The organism is Methylibium sp. (assembly GCF_035762065.1).
Classification (GTDB): domain Bacteria; phylum Pseudomonadota; class Gammaproteobacteria; order Burkholderiales; family Burkholderiaceae_C; genus Methylibium.
This window is the reverse complement of record NZ_DASTPW010000004.1, coordinates 24,035-44,176: the sequence shown is the minus strand read 5'-3', so window position 1 is coordinate 44,176 and position 20,142 is coordinate 24,035. Positions and strand designations below refer to the sequence as shown.

16 protein-coding genes are annotated in these 20,142 nt (G+C 71.9%); 5 read left to right on the top strand and 11 right to left on the bottom strand.

Annotated elements, in window-relative coordinates; genetic code table 11:
* Positions 1-57: 57 nt before the first annotated feature.
* Positions 58-717, bottom strand: a complete 660-nt coding sequence (locus VFR90_RS02150; RefSeq protein ID WP_326404420.1) for a response regulator — start codon at positions 715-717, stop codon at positions 58-60.
* A 75-nt stretch (positions 718-792) separates the two neighbouring features.
* On the bottom strand, positions 793-2,691 hold the full coding sequence (locus VFR90_RS02145; RefSeq protein ID WP_326404319.1) for a sensor histidine kinase: 1,899 nt from the start codon (positions 2,689-2,691) through the stop codon (positions 793-795).
* Between the two features lie 68 nt (positions 2,692-2,759).
* On the opposite strand from VFR90_RS02145, the gene VFR90_RS02140 reads away from it, so the two are divergent.
* Together VFR90_RS02140 and ybeY are read left to right on the top strand one after the other, a co-directional pair.
* Positions 2,760-3,731: a PhoH family protein gene (locus VFR90_RS02140; protein WP_326404318.1), complete on the top strand. Its 972-nt coding sequence runs from the start codon at positions 2,760-2,762 to the stop codon at positions 3,729-3,731.
* 2 nt (positions 3,732-3,733) lie between these two features.
* On the top strand, positions 3,734-4,192 hold the full coding sequence (gene ybeY / locus VFR90_RS02135) for an rRNA maturation RNase YbeY (protein ID WP_326404419.1): 459 nt from the start codon (positions 3,734-3,736) through the stop codon (positions 4,190-4,192).
* On the opposite strand, the gene VFR90_RS02130 is transcribed toward ybeY, so the two are convergent.
* The 5 genes from VFR90_RS02130 to dapF are packed head-to-tail and all read right to left on the bottom strand — an operon-like array spanning position 4,193 to position 8,598.
* Positions 4,193-4,765, bottom strand: coding sequence for a lipocalin family protein (locus tag VFR90_RS02130; RefSeq protein WP_326404316.1), 573 nt, complete (start codon positions 4,763-4,765; stop codon positions 4,193-4,195). It lies immediately after the preceding gene.
* 43 nt (positions 4,766-4,808) lie between these two features.
* Positions 4,809-6,011: a class I SAM-dependent rRNA methyltransferase gene (locus tag VFR90_RS02125; protein ID WP_326404315.1), complete on the bottom strand. Its 1,203-nt coding sequence runs from the start codon at positions 6,009-6,011 to the stop codon at positions 4,809-4,811.
* Positions 6,008-6,961, bottom strand: a complete 954-nt coding sequence (locus VFR90_RS02120) for a tyrosine recombinase XerC (RefSeq protein WP_326404314.1) — start codon at positions 6,959-6,961, stop codon at positions 6,008-6,010. Before VFR90_RS02120 ends, VFR90_RS02125 begins: the two co-directional genes overlap by 4 nt.
* A 4-nt stretch (positions 6,962-6,965) precedes the next feature.
* The gene (locus VFR90_RS02115; protein WP_326404313.1) at positions 6,966-7,682 is read right to left on the bottom strand and encodes a DUF484 family protein; all 717 of its coding nucleotides are present in this window, start codon (positions 7,680-7,682) and stop codon (positions 6,966-6,968) included.
* 16 nt (positions 7,683-7,698) lie between these two features.
* Complete coding sequence (dapF, locus tag VFR90_RS02110; protein ID WP_326404312.1) at positions 7,699-8,598, bottom strand: diaminopimelate epimerase; 900 nt, start codon at positions 8,596-8,598, stop codon at positions 7,699-7,701.
* Positions 8,599-8,655: 57 nt separating this feature from the next.
* Here dapF and VFR90_RS02105 point away from each other — a divergent pair, with 57 nt between their 5' ends.
* Both VFR90_RS02105 and VFR90_RS02100 read left to right on the top strand, forming a co-directional pair.
* Positions 8,656-9,960, top strand: coding sequence for a class I SAM-dependent methyltransferase (locus tag VFR90_RS02105; protein WP_326404311.1), 1,305 nt, complete (start codon positions 8,656-8,658; stop codon positions 9,958-9,960).
* 177 nt (positions 9,961-10,137) lie between these two features.
* Complete coding sequence (locus VFR90_RS02100) at positions 10,138-11,616, top strand: PIG-L deacetylase family protein (protein WP_326404310.1); 1,479 nt, start codon at positions 10,138-10,140, stop codon at positions 11,614-11,616.
* Positions 11,617-11,637: 21 nt separating this feature from the next.
* On the opposite strand, the gene VFR90_RS02095 is transcribed toward VFR90_RS02100, so the two are convergent.
* The 3 genes from VFR90_RS02095 to VFR90_RS02085 form a co-directional block, all read right to left on the bottom strand.
* Positions 11,638-12,384, bottom strand: coding sequence for a P-loop NTPase family protein (locus VFR90_RS02095; protein ID WP_326404309.1), 747 nt, complete (start codon positions 12,382-12,384; stop codon positions 11,638-11,640).
* 113 nt (positions 12,385-12,497) lie between these two features.
* The gene (locus VFR90_RS02090) at positions 12,498-13,379 is read right to left on the bottom strand and encodes an amino acid ABC transporter substrate-binding protein (protein ID WP_326404308.1); all 882 of its coding nucleotides are present in this window, start codon (positions 13,377-13,379) and stop codon (positions 12,498-12,500) included.
* 112 nt (positions 13,380-13,491) lie between these two features.
* Positions 13,492-15,144, bottom strand: coding sequence for a peptide chain release factor 3 (locus tag VFR90_RS02085; protein ID WP_326404307.1), 1,653 nt, complete (start codon positions 15,142-15,144; stop codon positions 13,492-13,494).
* A 160-nt stretch (positions 15,145-15,304) separates the two neighbouring features.
* Here VFR90_RS02085 and VFR90_RS02080 point away from each other — a divergent pair, with 160 nt between their 5' ends.
* Positions 15,305-18,880, top strand: coding sequence for a bifunctional diguanylate cyclase/phosphodiesterase (locus VFR90_RS02080; RefSeq protein ID WP_326404305.1), 3,576 nt, complete (start codon positions 15,305-15,307; stop codon positions 18,878-18,880).
* On the opposite strand, the gene VFR90_RS02075 is transcribed toward VFR90_RS02080, so the two are convergent.
* The gene (locus tag VFR90_RS02075) at positions 18,877-20,100 is read right to left on the bottom strand and encodes a YbfB/YjiJ family MFS transporter (protein WP_326404304.1); all 1,224 of its coding nucleotides are present in this window, start codon (positions 20,098-20,100) and stop codon (positions 18,877-18,879) included. The genes VFR90_RS02080 and VFR90_RS02075 overlap by 4 nt on opposite strands.
* Positions 20,101-20,142 lie beyond the last annotated feature (42 nt).

The following is a 20,142-nucleotide window of genomic DNA, read 5'->3' as shown; positions in this document are numbered from 1 at the left end:
GCCGCGCGGCTGGCTCGCTTCGCGGCGGCTGCCGCGGTCGATTTCGCCGGCAAGGCCTCAGCGCCGGAACAAGCCAAGCCGTTGCGCTTCCAGCGCCACCTCGGCGCGCGAGCTCACGTTGAGCTTGCGGTAGATCTGCTTGACGTAGTCGGCGATCGTGTGGCGCGAGAGGTTCAGCTGAACGCCGATCTCGGGCAGCGTGTAGCCCTTGGCGACGCGCAGCAGCACCTCGTTCTCGCGCTCGGTCAGCGTCACGCCGGGCATCAGCGGCGACTTCTCGCGGAACTGCGTGCGCTGCTTGGCCGCGAAGTACTGGATCACGCGCCGCGCGATCGACGGCGACAGCGGCGGCTCGCCCTGGCTGATGCGCTTCAACTGCTCGCCGAGCTGTTCGCGCGACTGCTCCTTGAGGAGGTAGCCGAAGGCGCCGGCCTGCAGCGCGGGAAAAAGGTGGTCGTCGTCGTCGTGGATGGTGACGACGACCGACTGCGCCTCGGGCTGGGTGTCGCGCAGCGCGGCGACGACCTCGACGCCGCTGCCGTCGGGCAGCCCCAGGTCGACCAGCGCAAGATCGAACTTCTGCGAGGCGATCGCCTGGCGGGCGTCCTGCACGCGCGCGGTTTCGGTGACTTCGGCCTGCGGGAACACTTGCACCGCAAGCGCCTTGAGCCAGACCCGGATCTCGGGCAGGTCTTCGAGCAAAAGGATGCGGGTCATCTCGGCCATGGCGCGCATCGTAGCCAGCGCACCCGGGAGCGTCCAGACGCGAGGCGTGGATTCGGTCCGGCTTCGCTACAGCGGCAGCGTGAGGCGGATCACGGTGCCATAGCCTGGGCCCGACTCGACCAGGCATTGCCCATGCATCGATTTGGCGCGCTGCTTCATGCTGGCCATGCCGTGGCCGCGGTCGAGCTTGCCGTCGAGTTCGGTCGGGATGCCGCGGCCGTTGTCGCGGATCACGAGCTGGAAGTCCTCGCCGATGCGGCAGGTGACCACGGCGCGCGACGCGCCGCTGTGCTTGATGAGGTTGCTCGTCGCCTCGCGCAGGATGCGCGTCGTCTGCACGTAGCTGCGCGCGGCGAGCGTGCGCGGCTCGACGAGGTCGGGGCTGTTCCATTCGATCTCGATGCCGGTCTCGCCGAGGCGCGTGATGGTCTCGGCGCGCCAGTCGGCCATGGCGTCGGCCAGCTGCACCGGCTTGCCGGCGATACCGCGCACCGACAGGCGCATCTCCTCCAGCGCCTCGCGCGCGAGCGTCGAGATGCGGTCGTCGCCGCTGGTGTGGACGATGGTCAGCAGCTTGGCGCCGAGGTCGTCGTGCAGGTCGGCGGCGATGCGCTTGCGCTCCTTCTCGGCGACCTGCTCGACGCGCGACTCGGCCAGCTGCGCGAAGTTGCGCTCGATCTCGGCCGAGACCTCGCGGACCCTTTGTTCGAGCAGGTGACGCGCGTTCTCGGCCGCGGTGAGCGCACGGCCGAAGCTTTCGACCAGCTTGTAGGCCATCACGCAGAACAGCGCCGGCATCACCAGGTGCACCAAGTGCAGGCTGGGCAGGTTCAGCAGCCGGTCCTGCACGCCGAGCTCGATGCCCACCGCCAGCATCATGAGCCCGAGCACCGTGGCGAGCAGCCAGAACTCCTGGCGCCGCGCCTTCCAGGCGTGCGCAAGGAAGAAGCCGGTCGACGCGAACACCTCCAGCGCCAGCAGTGCGTAGACGATCACCGCGGTCGGGAACAGCCGATCCGCGCCGACCCAGCCCAGCAGCATCGGCAGCGCAAGCGTCTGCAGCAGCAGCAGGCGGTCGAGCAGCTTGTGGCGCACGCCGCAGTAGCGCCACAGGAACAGGATCGCGCAGGCGGCGAGCGGCACGAAGCCGATGGCGCTGGCGAGCTCGAGCGTGCCGTTGGACAGCGGTATCTCGCGCCACCAGATCCGCACGGTCAACGCCGCCCAGCCGATGCACAACGCGGCGAACCAACCCAGGTGCGGCACGCGCCGCACCCAGGCCAGCGCGCCGAGCACCGCGCCGATCAGCAACAGCACCGCCGCGACGATCTGCGTCAGCGTGACGTTCCAGAACAGCTGCCGCTGTTGCGCCGCCGCCAGCTCGTTCCAGGGCCCGACGACCAGCGTCGAAAGTCCGCCGGCGCGCTGCCGACCGGCCACGCGCGGCAAGGCATAGCCGACGACCTGCAGGTCGATGCGGTTGCCCGACGGCTGCAGCAGCTTGGCCGGCAGCGTGACGAGCTGCGCGTGGTAGCAGTTGCGCGTCAGCGGCTCGGTGAGTTCGCCGGCGCGATGCAGCAGCTCGCCGTCGAGGTAGAGCTCGAAGCTGCTGCACACCCGCGGGATGAACACCGCCATGGGCGTGTCCACCGGCAGCTTCGGCGCGTCGAACTCGATGCGGTACCAGCGCACCTGCGGCCCCGCGCCGGCGCCGGCGCCGCCCGGCAGCGCGAGCCAGTCGTCGGGCAGCAGGATCGGCGTGGCCGAGAGCTTGTCGGGCGGCGCGCTCAGCAGCGCCGGCACGTCGAGCACGCGCGCTTCACGCAGCGTGAGGAACCAGCCGTCCTGCGCGGCCGCGGCCGCTGCGCCGAGCACGAGCACCAGTGCGAGCGAGAAAGGCGCGATCCCGACGCCTGCCGTGCGCCGTACCGCTTCCTTGCACCGACGCAGCGCCCTGCCCAGCATGGCGGCGGATTGTGCAGGAGGGTCGGCGCGAGAATCCACGCTCCGCCGGGCTCGCGCCCACCCCTGCCGTGATCCTCCGCCACGCCTTCATCCCGCTCGACAACACCCGGCTCGCGCATCTGTGCGGCACGCTCGACGAGCACCTGCGCCAGATCGAGGCGGCCCTGCAGGTGACGATCCGCCGGCGCCACGAATCCTTCCGCATCGAAGGCCACAAGGCCAACGCCGAACGCGCGGCGGCGCTGCTGCAGGCGCTGTACGACAAGGCGAGGAAGCCGATCGCGCCCGAGGCGCTGCAGCTCGCGATCGTGGAGGCGACGGCGGGCGCGCACGGCCGCAGCGGGCCGCCGGCCGCCGAGGGCGAACGCGAGATCGTGCTGCGCACGCGCCACGCCGACCTGCAGGGCCGCACGCCGAACCAGACGCAGTACCTGCGCCACATCCTCGACCACGACATCGCCTTCGGCATCGGCCCGGCCGGCACCGGCAAGACCTTCCTTGCGGTCGCGTGCGCGATCGACGCGCTCGACCGCAGCGCGGTGCAGCGCATCGTGCTCACCCGCCCGGCGGTCGAGGCCGGCGAGCGCCTCGGCTTCCTGCCCGGCGACCTGACGCAGAAGGTCGATCCCTACCTGCGCCCGCTCTACGACGCGCTCTACGACCTGATGGGCTTCGACCGGGTCACCAAGGCCTTCGAGCGCCAGACGATCGAGATCGCGCCGCTCGCCTTCATGCGTGGGCGCACGCTGAACCACGCCTTCGTCATCCTCGACGAGGCGCAGAACACCACGGTGGAGCAGATGAAGATGTTCCTCACGCGGCTGGGCTTCGGCAGCAAGGCGGTGGTCACCGGCGACGTGAGCCAGGTCGATCTGCCCAAGGGCGTCGAGAGCGGCCTGGTCGACGCCGAGCGCGTGCTCAGGGGCGTCAAGGGCATCGCGATGACCCGCTTCACCGCGGCCGACGTGGTGCGCCACCCGCTGGTCGCGCGCATCGTCGAGGCCTACGAGTCGGCGCAGGCCGATCGCGATCCGCGATGAGCATCCCGCGCGCGCGGCTCGCGCTGTCGCTGCAGTTCGCCGACGCCCGCCACCGCGCGCGGCTGCCGCGCCACGCGGTGCAGCGCAGCCTGTGCGCCGCGCTCGACGCGCCGGCCGAGATCACCGTGCGCATCGTCGACGCCGAGGAGGGCCGCACGCTGAACCGCGAGCACCGCGGCAAGGACTACGCGACCAACGTGCTCACCTTCGTCTACGCGAGCACGCCGCGGGTCGTCGCCGACCTGGTGCTGTGCGCGCCGGTCGTCGCGGCCGAGGCGCGCGCCGCGCGGCGGCCGCTCGAGGCGCACTACGCGCACCTGCTGGTGCACGGCGCGCTGCATGCGCAGGGGCACGACCACGAGGTCGAGGCCGAGGCGGCCGTCATGGAGGCGGCCGAGAGCCGGCTGATGCAGCGGCTCGGCTTCCGCGATCCCTACGCGGCCGCGCGGGCCGGCGCCTGATCAGCCCGGCCGTTTCTGCGGCACGAGGCGCAGCTTCGCGGTGTCGTAGCCCTGCGCCGCGACGATGCCGACCAGCCGCTGGTAGTCGGCGTCGGGCAGCGTCGGCGTGCGCGCCATGATCCAGACGTAGTCGCGCTTCTCGCGGCCGACGATCACCTCGGTGTGCGCCGGATCGACGTGGACGATCCGGTAGTCCGCCTCGAAGGGCCACACGAACTGCATGGTCCACACCGCGTTGCTGCGCGTGTCCGCGACGGTGCCGACCGGCTCCATCGTCTTCAGCGGCGCCTCGAAGCTGCCGCGGCGGAAGGTGAAGGTGGTGGCGATGCGGCCGTCGTCGCGCAGCCTGTAGGACTCGACCGCTTCGTAGGCATCGCGCTCGGGCCAGGTGGGGATGGCGGCGATCACGTACCAGCGGCCCATGAAGCGCGGCAGGTCGACCTGCGGCGCCAGGGCGATCGGCGCGCGCGGTGGCGTGGTCTGGCAGGCCGCCAGCAGGCCCAGCAGCAGGCCCGCCGCGGCGGCGATCTTCAAGCTTCGAGGCACACGAAACCCAGGCGACATCGACTTCATGCCGGCACTCCCGAAAAGCGAACGTTGAGGGGCGCGACCCCGCTCAAGCCTTGAGGATCGCCAAGCCCTTGAGGTATTCGCCCTCGGGAAAGTTCACCGTCGTCGGATGGTCCGGCGCGGCTTCGAGCCTTTCGAGCAGGTAGCCGTCGACGCCGGCGTCGATGCCCGCGCCCGCGACGATCTTGTGGAACAGCGACGCGTCGACGCCGCCCGAGCACGAGAAGGTGAACAGCAGCCCGCCCGGCGCGAGCAGCTTCAGCGCGAGGCGGTTGATGTCCTTGTAGGCGCGCGCGGCGCGCTCGGCGTGGGCGGCGGTCGGCGCGAACTTCGGCGGGTCGAGCACGATCGCGTCGAAGCGCTCGCCCGCCTCGATGCAGCGGCGCAGCGTCGCGTTGACGTCGGCATCGATCGTCGTGTGGCGTGCGGCATCGAAGCCGCAGCCCGCGGCATTCAGCGCGACATGCTCGACCGCCTGCGCCAGCGCCGGCGCCGAGGAATCGACGCTCGTCACCCGCTGCGCACCGCCGGCCAGGGCCGCGACCGAGAAGCCGCCGGTGTAGCTGTAGCAGTTGAGCACCCGGGCGCAGCCGAACTGCCGCACCAGCTGCATGAAGCGCAGGCGGTTGTCGCGTTGGTCGAGGTAGTGGCCGGTCTTGTGGCCCTCGGCGACGTCGACGCTCATGCGCCAGCCGTGCTCGCGGATCGGCACGCGCGCCGGCGGCTCGCCCGTGCCGCCGCGCAGCCAGCCGGCGAACGGCGTCAGCCCTTCGAGGCTGCGCACCGCGGCGTCGGAGCGTTCGTAGAGGCGCTCGCAGCCGGTCGCCGCGACCAGCGCATCGGCGATCGCCGGCTTCCAGCGCTCGATGCCGGCCGCGAGGCACTGCACGACCAGCGTGTCGGCGTAGCGATCGACGACCAGGCCCGGCAGCCCGTCGGACTCGCCGTGCACCAGCCGCATCGCGTCGCTCTGGATCGCGAGCCGCGCGCGCAGCGCGACCGCGCGTTCGATGCGGCGCCTGAACAGGCCGGCGTCGACGCGCTCCTCGACGTCGAAGCTCCACACGCGCACGCGGATCTGCGAGGCCGGGCTGTAGGCGCCCCATGCGAGGAAGCTGCCGTCGGCCGCCTCGATGCGCACCGTCTCGCCCGCATCGGCGCGGCCGCTGGCGATGCTGCCCTCGAAGATCCACGGGTGGCGCTTGATCAGCGCGCGTTCCTTGGCGGGACGCAGGCGGATGGATTTCATCGCCGCTTCGCGCGCGGATGCGCCGCGTCGTAGGTCTTCGCCAGGTGCTGGAAATCCAGCCGCGTGTAGACCTGCGTCGTGCTGATGCTCGCGTGGCCCAGCAGCTCCTGCACCGCGCGCAGGTCGCCGCTGGACTGCAGCAGGTGCGAGGCGTAGCTGTGGCGCAGCATGTGCGGGTGGACATGGGTGGGCAGGCCGGCCTGCTGGGCGCGCTCGGCCAGGCGGGTGCGGACCTGCGAGGCGCTGAGCCGCGTGCCGCGCCGGTTGACGAAGAGCGCGGGCTCGCCGGGCCGCGCGAGCGCCTCGCGCAGCGCGAGCCAGGCTTCGAGCGCACGCAGCGCAGCGGCGCCGACCGGCACGCTGCGCGCCTTGCTTCCTTTGCCGACCAGATGCGCCTCGCCGGCGGCGGCGTCGATCCAGCACGGCCGGTCGCCCGCCGGCCGCGCGTCGAGCGCACACAGCTCGGCCACCCGCAGCCCGCAACCGTAGAGCAGCTCGACGATGCAGCGGTCGCGCGCCTCGAGCCGCGGCTCGGCGGCGGCGTCCTCCCGCCGCAGGTCAGCCAGCGCCATCGCCTGATCGACCGCGAGCGCCTTGGGCAGCGGCTTCGGCGCCTTCGGAGCGCGGATGCCGTCGGCCGGGTTCGCGGCGACGAGCTTCTCGCGGCCCATCCAGCGGTAGAGCCCGCGCCAGGCCGACAGCGCGATCGCCACCGTGCGCGGCGCCGCGCCCTCGCCGTGCAGCGTCGCGGCCCAGCGGCGGACGTGGTGGCCCTGCACCTGCGCGAGCGCGAGCGACTGCGCCGCGGCAAAGCCTTGCAGGCGATCGAGCGAGGCGCCGACCGAGCGCAGCGTGGTCGGCGCGAGCCGGCGCTCGACGCGCAGATGCGCCAGATGGCGCTCGACCAGCGCGTCGTCCTCGGGACGCAGCCGCGCGACGGCGCTGCTCATCGCCTCATTCGACCGGCAGCAAGCGCGCCAGCCCCGCACTCGCGATCTCGCCGATGCGCGCGAGGAACTCGGTGCCCATGTCGGCGGTGTAGCGGGTCGGGTCGGGTGAGCCGAGCACCAGCAGGCCGAAGGCCGCCTTCGTGAGACCTTCGCCGAAGGCTCCCGGCTCGGCATGCAGACGCAGCGGGACCATCGCCATCGAGACGATCGACGCCGGCTCGTCGAACCATTGCGCGGCCTCGAAGCCGGGGCTGTCATGGATGACGGCGCCGCAGTAGGGCACGCCCAGCGAATCGGCCAGCCGCTGCACGTCGTCGCTGACCGCTTGCGCGAACGCGAGGCTCCTGAAGGCCTCGGCCGCGCCCCAGACGCGGATCGCGGCTTGCGGGATCAGGAACTCGTGGCGCAGCCGCTCGACCAGCACGCCGGGCAGGTCGCCGGCGTTCGAGGTCAGCATCATCGAGCGCGTCCAGCGGTGCAGCCGCTCGGCGATCGCGACGTTCTCCTGCCCGTGACGCAGCATCTCGACCTGCCGCAGTTCGAGCGCGCGGATCTTGTCGCGCAGCAGCTGGATCTGCCGCTCCTGCAGCGACACCGCGCGCGTGCCGTGCGGGCTGGCCAGCTGCACGCTCGCGAGCACCTCCGCGTGCCGCTCGAAGAAGCCGGGCGTGTGCAGCAGGAACTGGGCGATGTCGTCTTCGGTGATGCCTTGGGTGCTCATGGGTCGTCGTGCTTCGTCAACTCAGATCGATCTCGCCGGTGAACACCGTGACGGCCGGGCCGCTCATGAAGACGGCATCGTCGGCACCGCCCGCCCAGCGCAGCACGAGCTCGCCGCCGCGCGTCTCGACGCGAACGTCGGCGCCGGCGCGCAGCCGGCCGCGACGCACGCCGGCTGCGACCGCCGCGCAGGCGCCGGTTCCGCAGGCCAGCGTTTCCCCGACGCCGCGCTCGTACACGCGCAGGCGGACGCGGGTGTCGCTCGAACACTGCATGAAGCCGGCATTGACCCGCTCGGCGAAGCGCTCGTGCCGCTCGATCGCGGGCCCGAGCACCGCCACCGCATCCAGCCCCGCGGGCAGCGTGCCGAACTGCGCCGTGTCGATCACCGCGTGCGGGTTGCCCATGGAGACGGCGGCCACCTCGATGCGCGCCGGCCGCACCGGCCAGGCCGGCGCGTCGAGGGCCAGCGCGTACAGCGCCAGGCCGCCCTCCTCGCGCATTGCGAGGCCGGCGGGATCGAAGGGCAGGCTCGCCGGCTCGAAGCGTGGCGGGCCCATGTCCACTTCGACGCGGCCGTCGGGCAGCAGCCGCGGCTCGATCACGCCGCCGGCGGTCTCGACGCGGATCGCGTCCTTCGTCGTCAGCCCGGCGTCGCGCACGAAGCGCACGAAGCAGCGCGCACCGTTGCCGCATTGCTGCACCTCGCCGCCATCGGTGTTGACGATGCGGTAGCGGAAGTCGATGCCGGCTGCGTTCGAGGGCTCGACGATGAGGATCTGGTCGGCACCGACGCCGTAGCGGCGATCGGCGAGGCGCTGGAACTGCGCCGGCGACAGCGCGAGCGGGACGCGCGTGGCGTCGAGCACGACGAAGTCGTTGCCCGCGCCCTGCATCTTGGTGAAGCGCAGCCTCATGGGGCGCGATTATCGATGGCCGTCCCGGCGCCGAGGCCACCGCGACAATCGCGCGCCATGCCGGCCCCGCCCTCCTCCACCGACCGCTCGCCGCGCGAGCGCTGCTTCGACGCGGTGCGCGCCGCCTTCGCCGCCGGCGAGCTGCGCCGCCTCGTGCTGGCCGGGCCGCGTGCCGGCTTCGGCGGGCCGCAACGCATCGAGGCGCGGCCGATCGCGCTCAAGCGCGGCCTGTGCCTGAGCCTCGTCGAACATCACGCGACGCGCGACCTCACGCGCAACCTCGATCTCGACGCCGCGCTCGCCGAGATCGACGCCCGCGTCGGCCGCGACTTCGACAACCTGCACCTGATCACCCCGGCCTTCGAGCTGCAGCTCGCCGTCAGCCGCAAGGGCCGCGAGACGCTGCGGCGCAGCGAGCGCGCCGCGGTGGCGTTGGTGGCGGCCGAGACCGCGGCGGCGATGCCGGCACCGGCCCCGCACGATCGCGCGAAGCGGCGGCCCATCGACATCGCCAGTCCCTTCCTCGGCGCGCTCGGCGTCACCGACGCCGAGCACCGGCTGGTGCCGGCGATGGCGCGCAAATGGAAGCAGATCAACCGCTTCGTCGAGCTGCTCGCGCCGGCGCTCGAAGGCGCCGGGCTCGCGGCGCCGAAGGCCGACGGCGCGCCGGTGCGCGTGCTCGACGTGGGTAGCGGCAAGGGCTACCTGAGCTTCGCGGTGCACGAGCATCTCGCGCGCACGCTCGGGCTGCGCTGCGAGGTGCTCGGCCTCGACCTGAAGGACGACATGGTCGCGCTCGGCAACGCCACCGCGCGCCGGCTCGGCCTCGACGGTCTGCGCTTCGAGCACGGCGACGTGAGCGCGGCCGCCGCCCGCCTCGGCGAGGCGGCGCGAGGCGGCGCGAGCGCCTGCGACGTGCTGATCGCGCTGCACGCCTGCGACACCGCGACCGACCACGCGATGCACGCCGGCATCCGCGCGCGCGCCAAGGTGATCATGTGTTCGCCGTGCTGCCACAAGGAGTTGCGCCCGCAGATGCGCAGCCCGACGCTGTTGCTGCCGCTGCTGCGCCACGGCATCCATCTCGCGCAGGAGGCCGAGATGCTGACCGACGGCCTGCGCGCGCTGCTGCTGGACGCCGAGGGCTACGAGACGCAGGTCTTCGAGTTCGTCTCGCTCGAGCACACGAGCAAGAACAAGATGGTGCTGGCGGTGCGCCGCGCCGAGGCGCCGACCGATGCGGGCGCGCCGCTTGCCAATGAGCGCGGCGAACGAATCCGCGCGCAGGTCCGCGAGCTGAAGAACTTCTATGGCGTGCAGGAACAGGCCCTCGAGACGCTGTTGTCGGCCCGCGCAGACTGAGTGCGCCAAGCGTGCAATCCTCACGCCCTCCCCCGGGGCATGGGGGAGACAAGAAAGCCCCGACGACCCGTATCCTCGGCCGGAACCCTGCGAGCCCCGCTGTACTCGATGCCCACCGGCTCTTGCCGTTGCGCAACCGCAGCGCCACCACTGCGGCGCTACCGAGGATCCATCGCCATGCCATCGAACCGCGTCTCGACCGCCGAGCATCCGCCGATGCTGCATGCGGCCCAAGGCGCGCCGCGCGCCGCCGGCGCCCGCCGGCTTTCCGTTTTCTCTTCGATGAAGCGAACGCTCTCCAAGCTGGGTGTGATCGAGGAGCGGCGCTACGCGCCGGCCAAGGGCTACCTGCCCGACCGCTCCGACCTGTACGAGTTCGATCCGCGCGATTCGCGGAGCTTCCCCATCACGATCCGCGACGGCACCTTCGAGTGGCCCGCGGCCGCGGCCGCGGGCACCTCGGCGCTGCTGCAGCTGCGACTCGCGGGCTCGAGTTCGCTGCCCTTCGGGCTGCCGTGGATCGACTTCGCCGCCGACGGCCGCGCGCCGCTGCGGCAGCACTTCGACCGGGGCGCGGCCGGCTGGCGCTTCCTCGACCTGAGCGCGCTGATGCGCCGCGGCGCGCCCGCGCGGGTGAGCCTGACGACGCACCGCACCGCCGTCGACGGCGAAGCGCTGCTGCGCGTGTTCGACCAGCCGCCCGTCGGTGCGCGGCGCGTGCTGGTGCTCGGCGCCCACCCCGACGACGCCGAGATCGCCGCCTTCGGCCTGTACAAGAACTGCACCGCGGCCGTCGTGACGCTGACCGCCGGCGACGCCGGCCGGCCTTACTACAGCCACATCGTTCCCGACCTGCGCAAGCAGGGCGAACTGAAGACGCGGCTGCGCGTCTGGGACAGCCTGGCGGTGCCGCTGTTCGGGGGCGTGGCGCCCGAGCACATCGCCAACCTCGGCTATTTCGACGGCTCGCTGCAGCCGATGCGCCAGAACCCGTCGATGACCTGCAGCTCGAAGTCCACCGGCCGCAGCGACATGAACGGCCAGCGCCGCGCCTTCGCCCCCAAGCTGCTGCGCGACGGCGCGGCCCCGCACTGGGAAAGCCTGGTGCTCGACCTCGTGCACGTGCTCGACGCCTTCGCGCCGGACATCGTGGTCACGCCGCACCCCTTCCTCGACGCGCACAGCGACCACCGCTTCGGCTCGATCGCGCTGTTCGAGGCGCTGCAGCGCCGCGGCGGCGGCAGCGCGGGCGGCGAGCTGTGGCTCTATTCCAACCACCCGCCCTATTGCGGCAGCTGGCCGTTCGGCCCGCCGGGTTCGCCCTCGTCGCTGGCGCCGTGGCCGCGTGTGCCGGCCAAGCTGCGCGGCTTCCACTCGCACCCGCTCTCGCTGGACGACCAGATCGACAAGCTGTTCGCGCTGGAAAGCATGCACGACCTGCGCCGGCCGCCGCCGTCGATCACGCGCAAGTCGGAGTGGGGCGCGTGGAGCCACCTCTGGGAGGCGCGCGACGCGCTGCTGCGCAGCCGCGCCGGCCAGGGCACTTTCAGCTACATGCGGCGCAGCGTGCGGTCGGACGAGATCTTCTTCGTGCACCCGATGACCGACGCCGCCGCGCTGATCGAGGCCCACCCCGACGCACGCCAGCAGTGGTGACGCCGCCGCGACGGCGGCGGCTCAGAGCCCGAGCTTCGCGAACTCGCTCTGCACGTGGCCCAGCCACAGCTTGAGCCGCTGCTTCTCCATCAGGCCGAGACCGGCGCCGCCCTCCGGGCCGATGAGGCTGCCACCGCCGTTCTTGGCCGACCAGAAGCTCGCGTTGGTGGCGTCGATCTTCTGCACCACCGCATCGTGCAGGCGCTTCACGTCGACGACCCGGGCGCCCAGCGCCAGCGCGCGCTCCTGCTCGCCCGAGCGCTCCAGCTGGCCGAAGTCATCGCCGCGCAGCTGGTTGCGCACCAGCACGTAGCGCAGCCGCGCGCCGAAGCGGTCGAGCACGCGCTTGAGCAGATCGACCGAATCGCGGCCGGCGTCCATCACGTGCCAGTAGTGGATGGCGACGCCGGAGACGTCGGCCAGATCGAGCACGCCCGAGTCCTCGATCCAGCGCGTCAGCGGCTCGTGCGTCTGGGCGGCTAGATCGACCAGCACGCGGCGCTCGGGCTTGTCGATCGCCGCTTCGATGATCGCGTCGAGCGCCTCGTAGCGATCCACCAGCACCGGCGACGCATAGCCCATGTAGAAGCGCATCAGCGAGCTGTGCGAGCGGTCGGTGTCGAAGCCGATGAAGGGGATGTCGTGATCGATGAAGTACTGCGCGATCAGCCGCGAGACCATCGACTTGCCGACGCCGCCTTTCTCGCCGCCGATGAAGTGGATGCGCGCGGTGGCGGGTGGGGTCTGCAGCGTCGGGATCTCGGACATGCTCGGGGTCTCCGAAAGGAAGGGCGCGGGGCGTTTGGATTCTGCAATGCCGGTTCACGCCGGCGATCTGCGCGGCGCCTCGGCGCCGCGACGCGCTGCCGCCGGCAGTGACGCTAGAACGGCACGTGGTCCGTCGGGTACTTCCAGAAGTCCTTCAGGAAGTAGCTCATCGGCAGGTTGATCGCGACGTTCCTCGGCGGGATCGGCTTCATGAACCAGCGCTCGTAGAGCGCATGGGCCTCGCGGCTGAGGATCAGGCGCTTCATCTCGTCGTCGACGACCTTCTTGAACTCGGCGTCGTCCTTCGACAGCATGATCGCCAGCGGCTCGATCGTCAGGAACTTGCCAACCACCTTGAACGCCGCGGGATCCGGCCGCCCCGCGGCCAGGCCGTAGAGCAGCACGTCGTCCATCGCGAAGCCGTCGGCCTCCCTTTTCTCGACCATCTCGATGCCCTTCGCGTGGTCGGGCACCTCGGCGATCGCGATCTTCAGCAGGCGGTCGCTGTTGGCCGCGGTCACCGCCTTCAGCGGCGTCGTGCCCTTGGTGCTGACGAGCTTGCGGTTCGCGAAGCCGGCGAGGTCGGCGATGTCGCTCTCGGCTCGCACCAGGTAGCGCGTGCCGGTGATGTAGTGCGGCACGGTGAAGGCCACCTGCTGCCGGCGTTCGGCGTTGTTGGTCGTCGAGCCGCATTCGAGATCGGCCCTGCCTTCGGCGATCGTCGCGATGCGGTCGGCCGGGGTGACCAGCGTGTACTGCAGGTTCAGCGACTTCAGCGCGAGCTTGCGCCTCACGGCGTCGGCGAGGCGCTCGCAGAGGTCGAGCGCGTAGCCGACCGGCCGCTTGTCGGCGTCGAGATACGAGAACGGCTGCGACGACTCGCGGTGCGCGATCGTCAGCGTGCCGCTGCTGCGGATGCGTTCGAGCACCGGCCCGGCGGCGGCGAGGCCCGGCATCAAGCACAACAGCGGGGCGAGGGCGAGCAGACGGTGCATCGGGCAACTCCGGTACGGCTGGAAAGCAGCAAGTGTTGCGCCCGCACGCGGCGGCGCCGCCGGCCTGGCGACGCAAGCACGGCGCAAGTCACGCTTGCGGCCGCGCGGCGCTTCAGGCGGCCGACTGCAGCGCCAGCCCGGCGTGCTCCCGCAGCGGGTGGAAGACGACCTTCGGATGCCGTTCCTGCGTGAGCCGCAGGTCGTAGGGGGAGGTCATCAGGTAGGCGAGCGTGTCGGCCGCGTCGAGCGCGAGCTTGGACGCGGCCTCGTCGGTGAACTTGCGCATCGCCACGGCGTCGTCGCAGGTGACCCAGCGGGCGCCGTGGAAGCGGCTTGCGCCCAGGCGTGCCTCGACGCCGTACTCGGCCTTCAAGCGGTGCGCGACCACCTCGAACTGGAGTTGTCCGACCGCGCCGAGCAGCATCGCGCCGCCCACCGTCGGGCGAAACACCTGGATCGCGCCTTCCTCGCCGAGCTGCATCAGCCCCTGCTGCAGCTGCTTGCTCTTCATCGGGTTCGCGAGCTCGACGGTCTGGAACAGCTCCGGCGCGAAGAACGGCAGGCCGGTGTAGCTGCCGAAGTTCGCCGGCGCGTCGGCGTCGGTGATGGTGTCGCCGAGCTGCACGCCGCCGTGGGTGGTGAAGCCGATGATGTCGCCGGCATAGGCCTCCTCGACGGCCTCGCGGCGCTGCGACAGGAAGGTGACCACCGAGGTGGGCCGCAGCTCCTTCGCGGTGCGCTGCACGCGCAGCTTCATGCCGCCGGCGTAGCGGCCGGAATTGACGCGCACGAAGGCGATGCGGTCGCGGTGCGACGGGTCCATGTTGGCCTGCACCTTGAAGACAACGCCGGAGAAGCCGGCGCTCGCCGGCGGCACTTCGACCTCGCCTTCGCTGCGGGTCACGTGCCGCGCAGCCGGCGGCGGCGCGAGATCCACCAGCGCATCGAGCACCTCCTGCACGCCGAAGTTGTTGACGCCCGAGCCGAAGAACACCGGCGTCTGCTTTGCGGCGACGAAGGCGGCGGCATCGAAGGCCGGCGCGGCGCCGTCGAGCAGCTCGATCGTCTGCTCCGCCGCTTCGAAGTCGCCTCCGAAGCGCGCGCGCAGCGTCTCGACCTCGTTCAGCGCGACGATCTCGTCGGCGTCCTCGACGCGCTTGTCGGCCCCGGCCTTGAACAGCCGCATTCGCTGGCGCCGCAGGTCGACGATGCCGGCGAAAGCCTTGCCCTGCCCGACCGGCCAGGTCATCGGCACGCAGGGCATGCCCAGCTCCTGCTCGATCTCGTCGAGCAGGGCGAGCGGCTCCTTGCCCTCGCGGTCCATCTTGTTGACGAAGGTCATGATCGGTGTGCCGCGCTGGCGGCAGACCTCGATCAGCCGGCGCGTCTGCGGCTCCACGCCGTTGGCCGCGTCGATGACCATCAGCGCCGAATCGACCGCCGTCAGCACGCGGTAGGTGTCCTCGGAGAAGTCCTTGTGGCCCGGGGTGTCGAGCAGGTTGATGACGCAGTCGCGGTAGAGCATCTGCATCACCGAGCTGGCCACCGAGATGCCGCGCTGCTTCTCGATCTCCATCCAGTCGCTGGTCGCGTGCCGGCTCGCCTTGCGCGCCTTCACCGAGCCTGCGATGTGGATCGCGCCGGAAAAGAGCAGCAGCTTTTCGGTCAGCGTGGTCTTGCCGGCGTCGGGGTGCGAAATGATCGCGAAGCTGCGCCGGCGGCGGACTTCGGTGTCGAGGGTGCGGAGTTCGAGCGGGGTGGACACGGCGGGGGGCCGCGCGCCGGTGAAGGCGACGGCGGCGAAAGCGGACGAGCGGCGGGCGCGGATTGTCGCCGGGCGGCTTCGGCGGCCGGCTTCGTGATGCAGGTCACACCGCGGCCGCGGCAGGCTCAAGTCGGCGCCGCGGCACCCGAAACGTCAAGCCATGGACGCTGAAAGCTTCCGAGCCGACGACCCGGCCGCCTTGCAGCGGCTGGCGCTGCGCTGCGCGCGGCAGGTCAGTTTCTCGTGGACGCAGCACGACGACCGGCTCCAGTTCGGCGAGGAAGCGCAGGAGTTCCTGGCGCCGGGCCTGCTGCGCGACGTGCGCACCGGCGCCGAGCTGATCGCCCGCGTCGAGCCGGCCGACCGCGCCGCGCTGCGCGCTTCGATCATCGCAACGCTCAAGGGCCGCACGCGCGACGGCGCCCGCGGCCCGGGCCTGCACGAGGCGCTGATGCGCCTGCGCAGCGACCCGCGCGACGGCGAGGCGCGGTGGCACTGGATCGCGCTGCGCGGCGACGTCACCGCCTGGGATGAACACGGCCGCAGCACGCGCATCTCGGGCGTGCTGTTCGACGAGACCGAGCGCGAGAGCGAACGCCGCGAGGCGCTGCGCACGCGCGACCTCTACGCGATGCAGGGCGCGGTGAACCGCACGATCGCCAACTCGGCCGAGCGGGCGACGCTGCTGAACGCACTGTGCGAGGTCGCGGTGCTGCACGGCGGCTTCGCGCTGGCCTGGGTGGCGCTGGCCGACGACGTGCGGGCGCACGCGATCCGCGTGGGCGCGCGCGCCGGCACGCCGGCCGACTACCCGGACCGCGTCTGCGCCACCTACCGCACCTGGCGCCAGCCCGGCGACGGCCTGATCGGCCGCGTGCTGCGCGAAGGCCGGCTGATCACGCTGGACGACCTGCGCGACGACCATGCCCGCAGCGGCCGCTTCGGCCTCGCGCTGGGCGCGCAGCTGCTGAGCATCGGCTGCTTCCCGCTGTTCGAGCGCGGCGCGCCGATCGGCGTGCTGATGGTCTATGCGCGCGAAGCCGGCTGCTTCGACCCGGCGATGTGCAGCCTGCTGCAGGGCATGGGCAGCGACGTGTCGAAGGCCCTGGACCACCTCGCGATCCGCCGCGAGCAGGCCGAGACGCAGCGCCAGTTCGACGAAGCGCACCGCCAGTTCCGCACCGCGATGGCGGCGTCGCTGGACGGCATGCTGATCGTCGAGGCCGACGGCCGCGTCGTCGAGGCGAACCCGGCGGCGCATGCGCTGCTCGGCTGGCGCGGCGCCGCGGCGCCCACCGCGCCGCACCTGCTCGACGACGGCACGCCCGAACGCCTGCGCGCCGAGCGCGTGGCGCAGATGCAGGCCGCCGCCGCGGCCGGCACCGGCACCGGCCCGCCCCCTCTGCGCCGCATCGAGAGCTGGGCGCGCCGGCGCGACGGCGCCGAGCTGCCCGTCGAGCTGGTGTTCACCCCGCTGGAACGCGGCCGGCTGATGGTGATGGTGCGCGACCTGACGACGCTGCATCGCCAGCGGCAGGAACTGATCGACGCGGCCGGCCGCTACGAGCGCCTGGTCGAGCATTCGCCCGAGGGCATGCTGGTGCACACCGACGGCGTCATCGTGCTGGTCAATCGCAAGCTGCGCTCGATGATCGGCGCCGAGGACGCGAACGCGCTGATCGGCCTCGACTGCGAGGAGCTGATGCACCCCGACGATCTCGCCGCCCACAAGCAGCGCCTGGCGAGCCTGCGCACGCGGGAAGGCGCGAACCGCGAGGTCACCGCCGAGGTGCGGCTGCGCCATGCCGACGGCTCGTGGGTCGAATGCGAGCTGGTCGCCAGCACGACCGAGTTCCACGGCATCGCGGCGCGCCAGGTGGTGTTGCGCGACATCGGCGAGCGCAAGCGGTTCGAGCGCCTGCAGGCGAGCCAGCAGACGGTGCTGTCGATGATCGCGGGGCGCGAGCCGCTGTCGGCCGTGCTGCTGCAGGTGGCCGGCGCGATCGAGCGCAACGCGCCCGAGGTGCAGTGCTGCGTCTATGTTGCCGACGAGGCCGGCGAGACCTTCGTGGCCGCGTTCTCGCCCAGCGTGCCGACCGAGGCGCTGGAGACCGACGACATCCGCCGCATCTCGGCGGACAGCCCTTCGGTGATGGCGCGCGCGGCCTTCGAGCGGATGCCGGCGGTGATCGAAGACGTTGCGCTTGACGCGACGACGCCGGCGGTACGCGCGGTACGCGACCAGCTCGGCGCGCGCTCGGTCGGCGCCTGGCCGCTGCTCAGCCGCACCGGCCAGCTGATGGGCGTGATCTACCTCGCGATGCCGCGCACCGGCCCGCCGAGCCCGCACGTGCTGCAGATGGTCCACGAGTACTCGGACCTGACGGCGGTGGCCATCGACAACGACCGCCAGGCCGCGCGCATCCGCCACCTGGCGCAGCACGACACGCTGACCGGCCTGCCCAACCGCGCGATGTTCAAGGAGCTGCTCGGCCATGCGATCGCGCGCACCGAGCGCAACGGCGGGATGCTCGCGACGCTGTTCGTCGATCTCGACCGCTTCAAGATCATCAACGACACCTTCGGGCACGGCGTCGGCGACGCGGTGCTGTGCGAGACGGCGCAGCGGCTGCAGCAGGCGGTGCGCGGCTGCGACCGCGTCGCGCGCATGGGCGGCGACGAGTTCTTCGTGCTGGTCGACGAGATCGCGAGCGCCGAGGCGGCCGCCGCGATCGCGCAGCGCATCCTGCAGGGCCTGGCGCTGCCGATGAACGTCGACGACCAGGAGCACGTGCTGTCGGCCAGCATCGGCATCGCGGTCTATCCGCGCGACGGCGATTCGAGCGACAGCCTGCTCAAGCACGCCGACATCGCGATGTACCGCGCCAAGCAGCAGGGCCGCAACGGCTACGGCTTCTTCGCCGAGGCCGACAACATCCACACCGCCGAGCGCTTCGCGCTGCAGGCGCTGCTGCGCCGCGCGCTGGCGCGCCGCGAGTTCGTGCTGCACTACCAGCCGAAGGTGGACGTGAGAAGCGGCAAGGTGCACGGCGTGGAGGCGCTGGTGCGCTGGCATCACCCGCAGCTGGGCATGGTGATGCCGGGTGACTTCATCGGCGTCGCCGAGGACTCCGGCCTCATCGTGCCGCTCGGCCGCCAAGTCATGGAGATGGCCTTCGAGGCGTCAGGGCGCTTCGCCGAAGCCTGCGGGCGCAGGATCACCGTCGCGATCAACCTTTCGGCGATGCAGATCGCGAGCAAGGGCCTGACCGACGAGGTGCAGGCGCTGCTGGAGCGCAGCGGCGCCGATCCGGAGGCGATCCAGTTCGAGATCACCGAGAGCGCGCTGATCCGCCAGCCCGAGCAGGCGCGCGGCGTGATCGAGGCGCTGCGCCGCATGGGACTGCAGTTCGCGCTCGACGACTTCGGCACCGGCTATTCGTCGCTCACTTACCTGAAGCGCTTCCCGGTGCAGTGCGTGAAGATCGACCGCAGCTTCGTCAAGGACATCCCGGGCGACGCCAGCGATCTGGCGATCACCCGCGCGATCGTCGCAATGGCGCATTCGCTGGGGCTGGGCGTGGTGGCCGAGGGCGTCGAGACGCCCGAGCAGCTGCAGGCGCTGCAGCAGATGGGCTGCGACGAGTACCAGGGCTACTACTTCAGCAAGCCGGTCGAGATCGAGCGGGCGATCGCGCTGATGGGCGCGCCCGCCGCCGCGCGCAGCGCGGCCTAGAGCGCGCGCTGGCGCGACGCGAACAGCGCCCCGGCCGCGAGCACCGCGGCCGACACCGCGAAGCCGCGCGCGAGGCCGCCGGCGCCGTCGGCGACCCAGCCGACGAGGCTCGGCCCAACGATCTGCCCGGCCGCGAAGACGATCGTGAAGGCCGCGATGCCGGCCGGCCAGGCGGCGGCCGGCAGGTTGTGGCGCACCAGCGCGGTCGTCGAGGCGACCACCGACAGGAAGACGCCGCCGAAGAGCGCGCCGGAGACGAACACCGCGACTGGATGCGCGCTCAGCACCGGCAGCAGCGTCGCCGCAGCCAGCAGCGCGTTGAGCAGCGCCATCGGCCGCCCGCCGCGATGACGCTGCAGCAGCCCGGCCCAGAGCCAAGACGAGGCGACGACGCCGAGCCCGAGCAGCACGTAGAAGCCGGTGATCAGCGCGCCCGGCAGGCCCTGCTCGCGCAGCAGCGTCACGACGAAGGTCATGTAGCCGATGTAGCCGAGGCCGAACATCAGGTAGCCGGCGAGGCCCCAGCCGAGGCTGCGCCAGCGGAAGGCCGCACGGCCGGCGGGAACCGGCGCGCGGCCGTGACGCCGGCGGGTCTCGCGCGCCATCAGGCCGGTCGCCAGCGCCGCAGCCGCTGCCAGCGCCAGCCACGCGCCTTGCCACGCATGCACCGCGCCGTGCGCGACGAACCACGGCACCAGCAGCGCCGAGACCACGATCCCGAGCCCGGTGCCGCCGTAGTAGATGCCGAGCACCAGCCCCGGTTGCACCGATGCAGGGCCTTGCGTCAGCTGCGCGGCCATCAGGCCGCCCGCGACGAAGGTGGCCGCGCTGGCAAGCCCGGCCACGAAGCGCAGCGCCAGCAGGACCGCATCGCCATTGACCAGCCCGTGCAGTGCCAGCGCCACCGCCGCGCCCACGGAGCCCGCGAGCAGCAGGCTGCGCGGCTCGAAGCGCGCGAGCAGGCGCGGCATCGCCAAGGCGCCCACCAGATAGCCGGCCGCGTTGATCGTGTTCATCGTGCCGGCGAGCAGGTAGCTCCAGCCGAGATCGGCGCGCATCGGCGGCAGCAGCAGCGCGTAGGAAAAGCGCGCGAGACCCAGCGACACGGCCGAGCCTAGCGCCAGCGCGGCCGCGAGCCGCAGCACCGCCATCACCCCGGCGGCCGCCTCGGGTGGGTTGGCGGAGAGGGCGGGATCGGGTGAAGTCACACCGGCGATCATGCCTTTTCGATCGTTCGGCCGAGACCACGCCGCTAGAATGCG

Excerpts from the sequence above, each read along its gene's own strand:
- VFR90_RS02150 (WP_326404420.1), bottom strand. The coding sequence starts at position 717 with ATGACCCGCATCCTTTTGCTCGAAGACCTGCCCGAGATCCGGGTCTGG.
- VFR90_RS02145 (WP_326404319.1), bottom strand. The coding sequence starts at position 2,691 with ATGCTGGGCAGGGCGCTGCGTCGGTGCAAGGAAGCGGTACGGCGCACG.
- VFR90_RS02130 (WP_326404316.1), bottom strand. The coding sequence starts at position 4,765 with ATGAAGTCGATGTCGCCTGGGTTTCGTGTGCCTCGAAGCTTGAAGATC.
- VFR90_RS02125 (WP_326404315.1), bottom strand. The coding sequence starts at position 6,011 with ATGAAATCCATCCGCCTGCGTCCCGCCAAGGAACGCGCGCTGATCAAG.
- VFR90_RS02120 (WP_326404314.1), bottom strand. The coding sequence starts at position 6,961 with ATGAGCAGCGCCGTCGCGCGGCTGCGTCCCGAGGACGACGCGCTGGTC.
- VFR90_RS02115 (WP_326404313.1), bottom strand. The coding sequence starts at position 7,682 with ATGAGCACCCAAGGCATCACCGAAGACGACATCGCCCAGTTCCTGCTG.
- dapF (WP_326404312.1), bottom strand. The coding sequence starts at position 8,598 with ATGAGGCTGCGCTTCACCAAGATGCAGGGCGCGGGCAACGACTTCGTC.
- VFR90_RS02105 (WP_326404311.1), top strand. The coding sequence starts at position 8,656 with ATGCCGGCCCCGCCCTCCTCCACCGACCGCTCGCCGCGCGAGCGCTGC.
- VFR90_RS02100 (WP_326404310.1), top strand. The coding sequence starts at position 10,138 with ATGCCATCGAACCGCGTCTCGACCGCCGAGCATCCGCCGATGCTGCAT.
- VFR90_RS02095 (WP_326404309.1), bottom strand. The coding sequence starts at position 12,384 with ATGTCCGAGATCCCGACGCTGCAGACCCCACCCGCCACCGCGCGCATC.
- VFR90_RS02090 (WP_326404308.1), bottom strand. The coding sequence starts at position 13,379 with ATGCACCGTCTGCTCGCCCTCGCCCCGCTGTTGTGCTTGATGCCGGGC.
- VFR90_RS02080 (WP_326404305.1), top strand. The coding sequence starts at position 15,305 with ATGGACGCTGAAAGCTTCCGAGCCGACGACCCGGCCGCCTTGCAGCGG.
- VFR90_RS02075 (WP_326404304.1), bottom strand. The coding sequence starts at position 20,100 with ATGATCGCCGGTGTGACTTCACCCGATCCCGCCCTCTCCGCCAACCCA.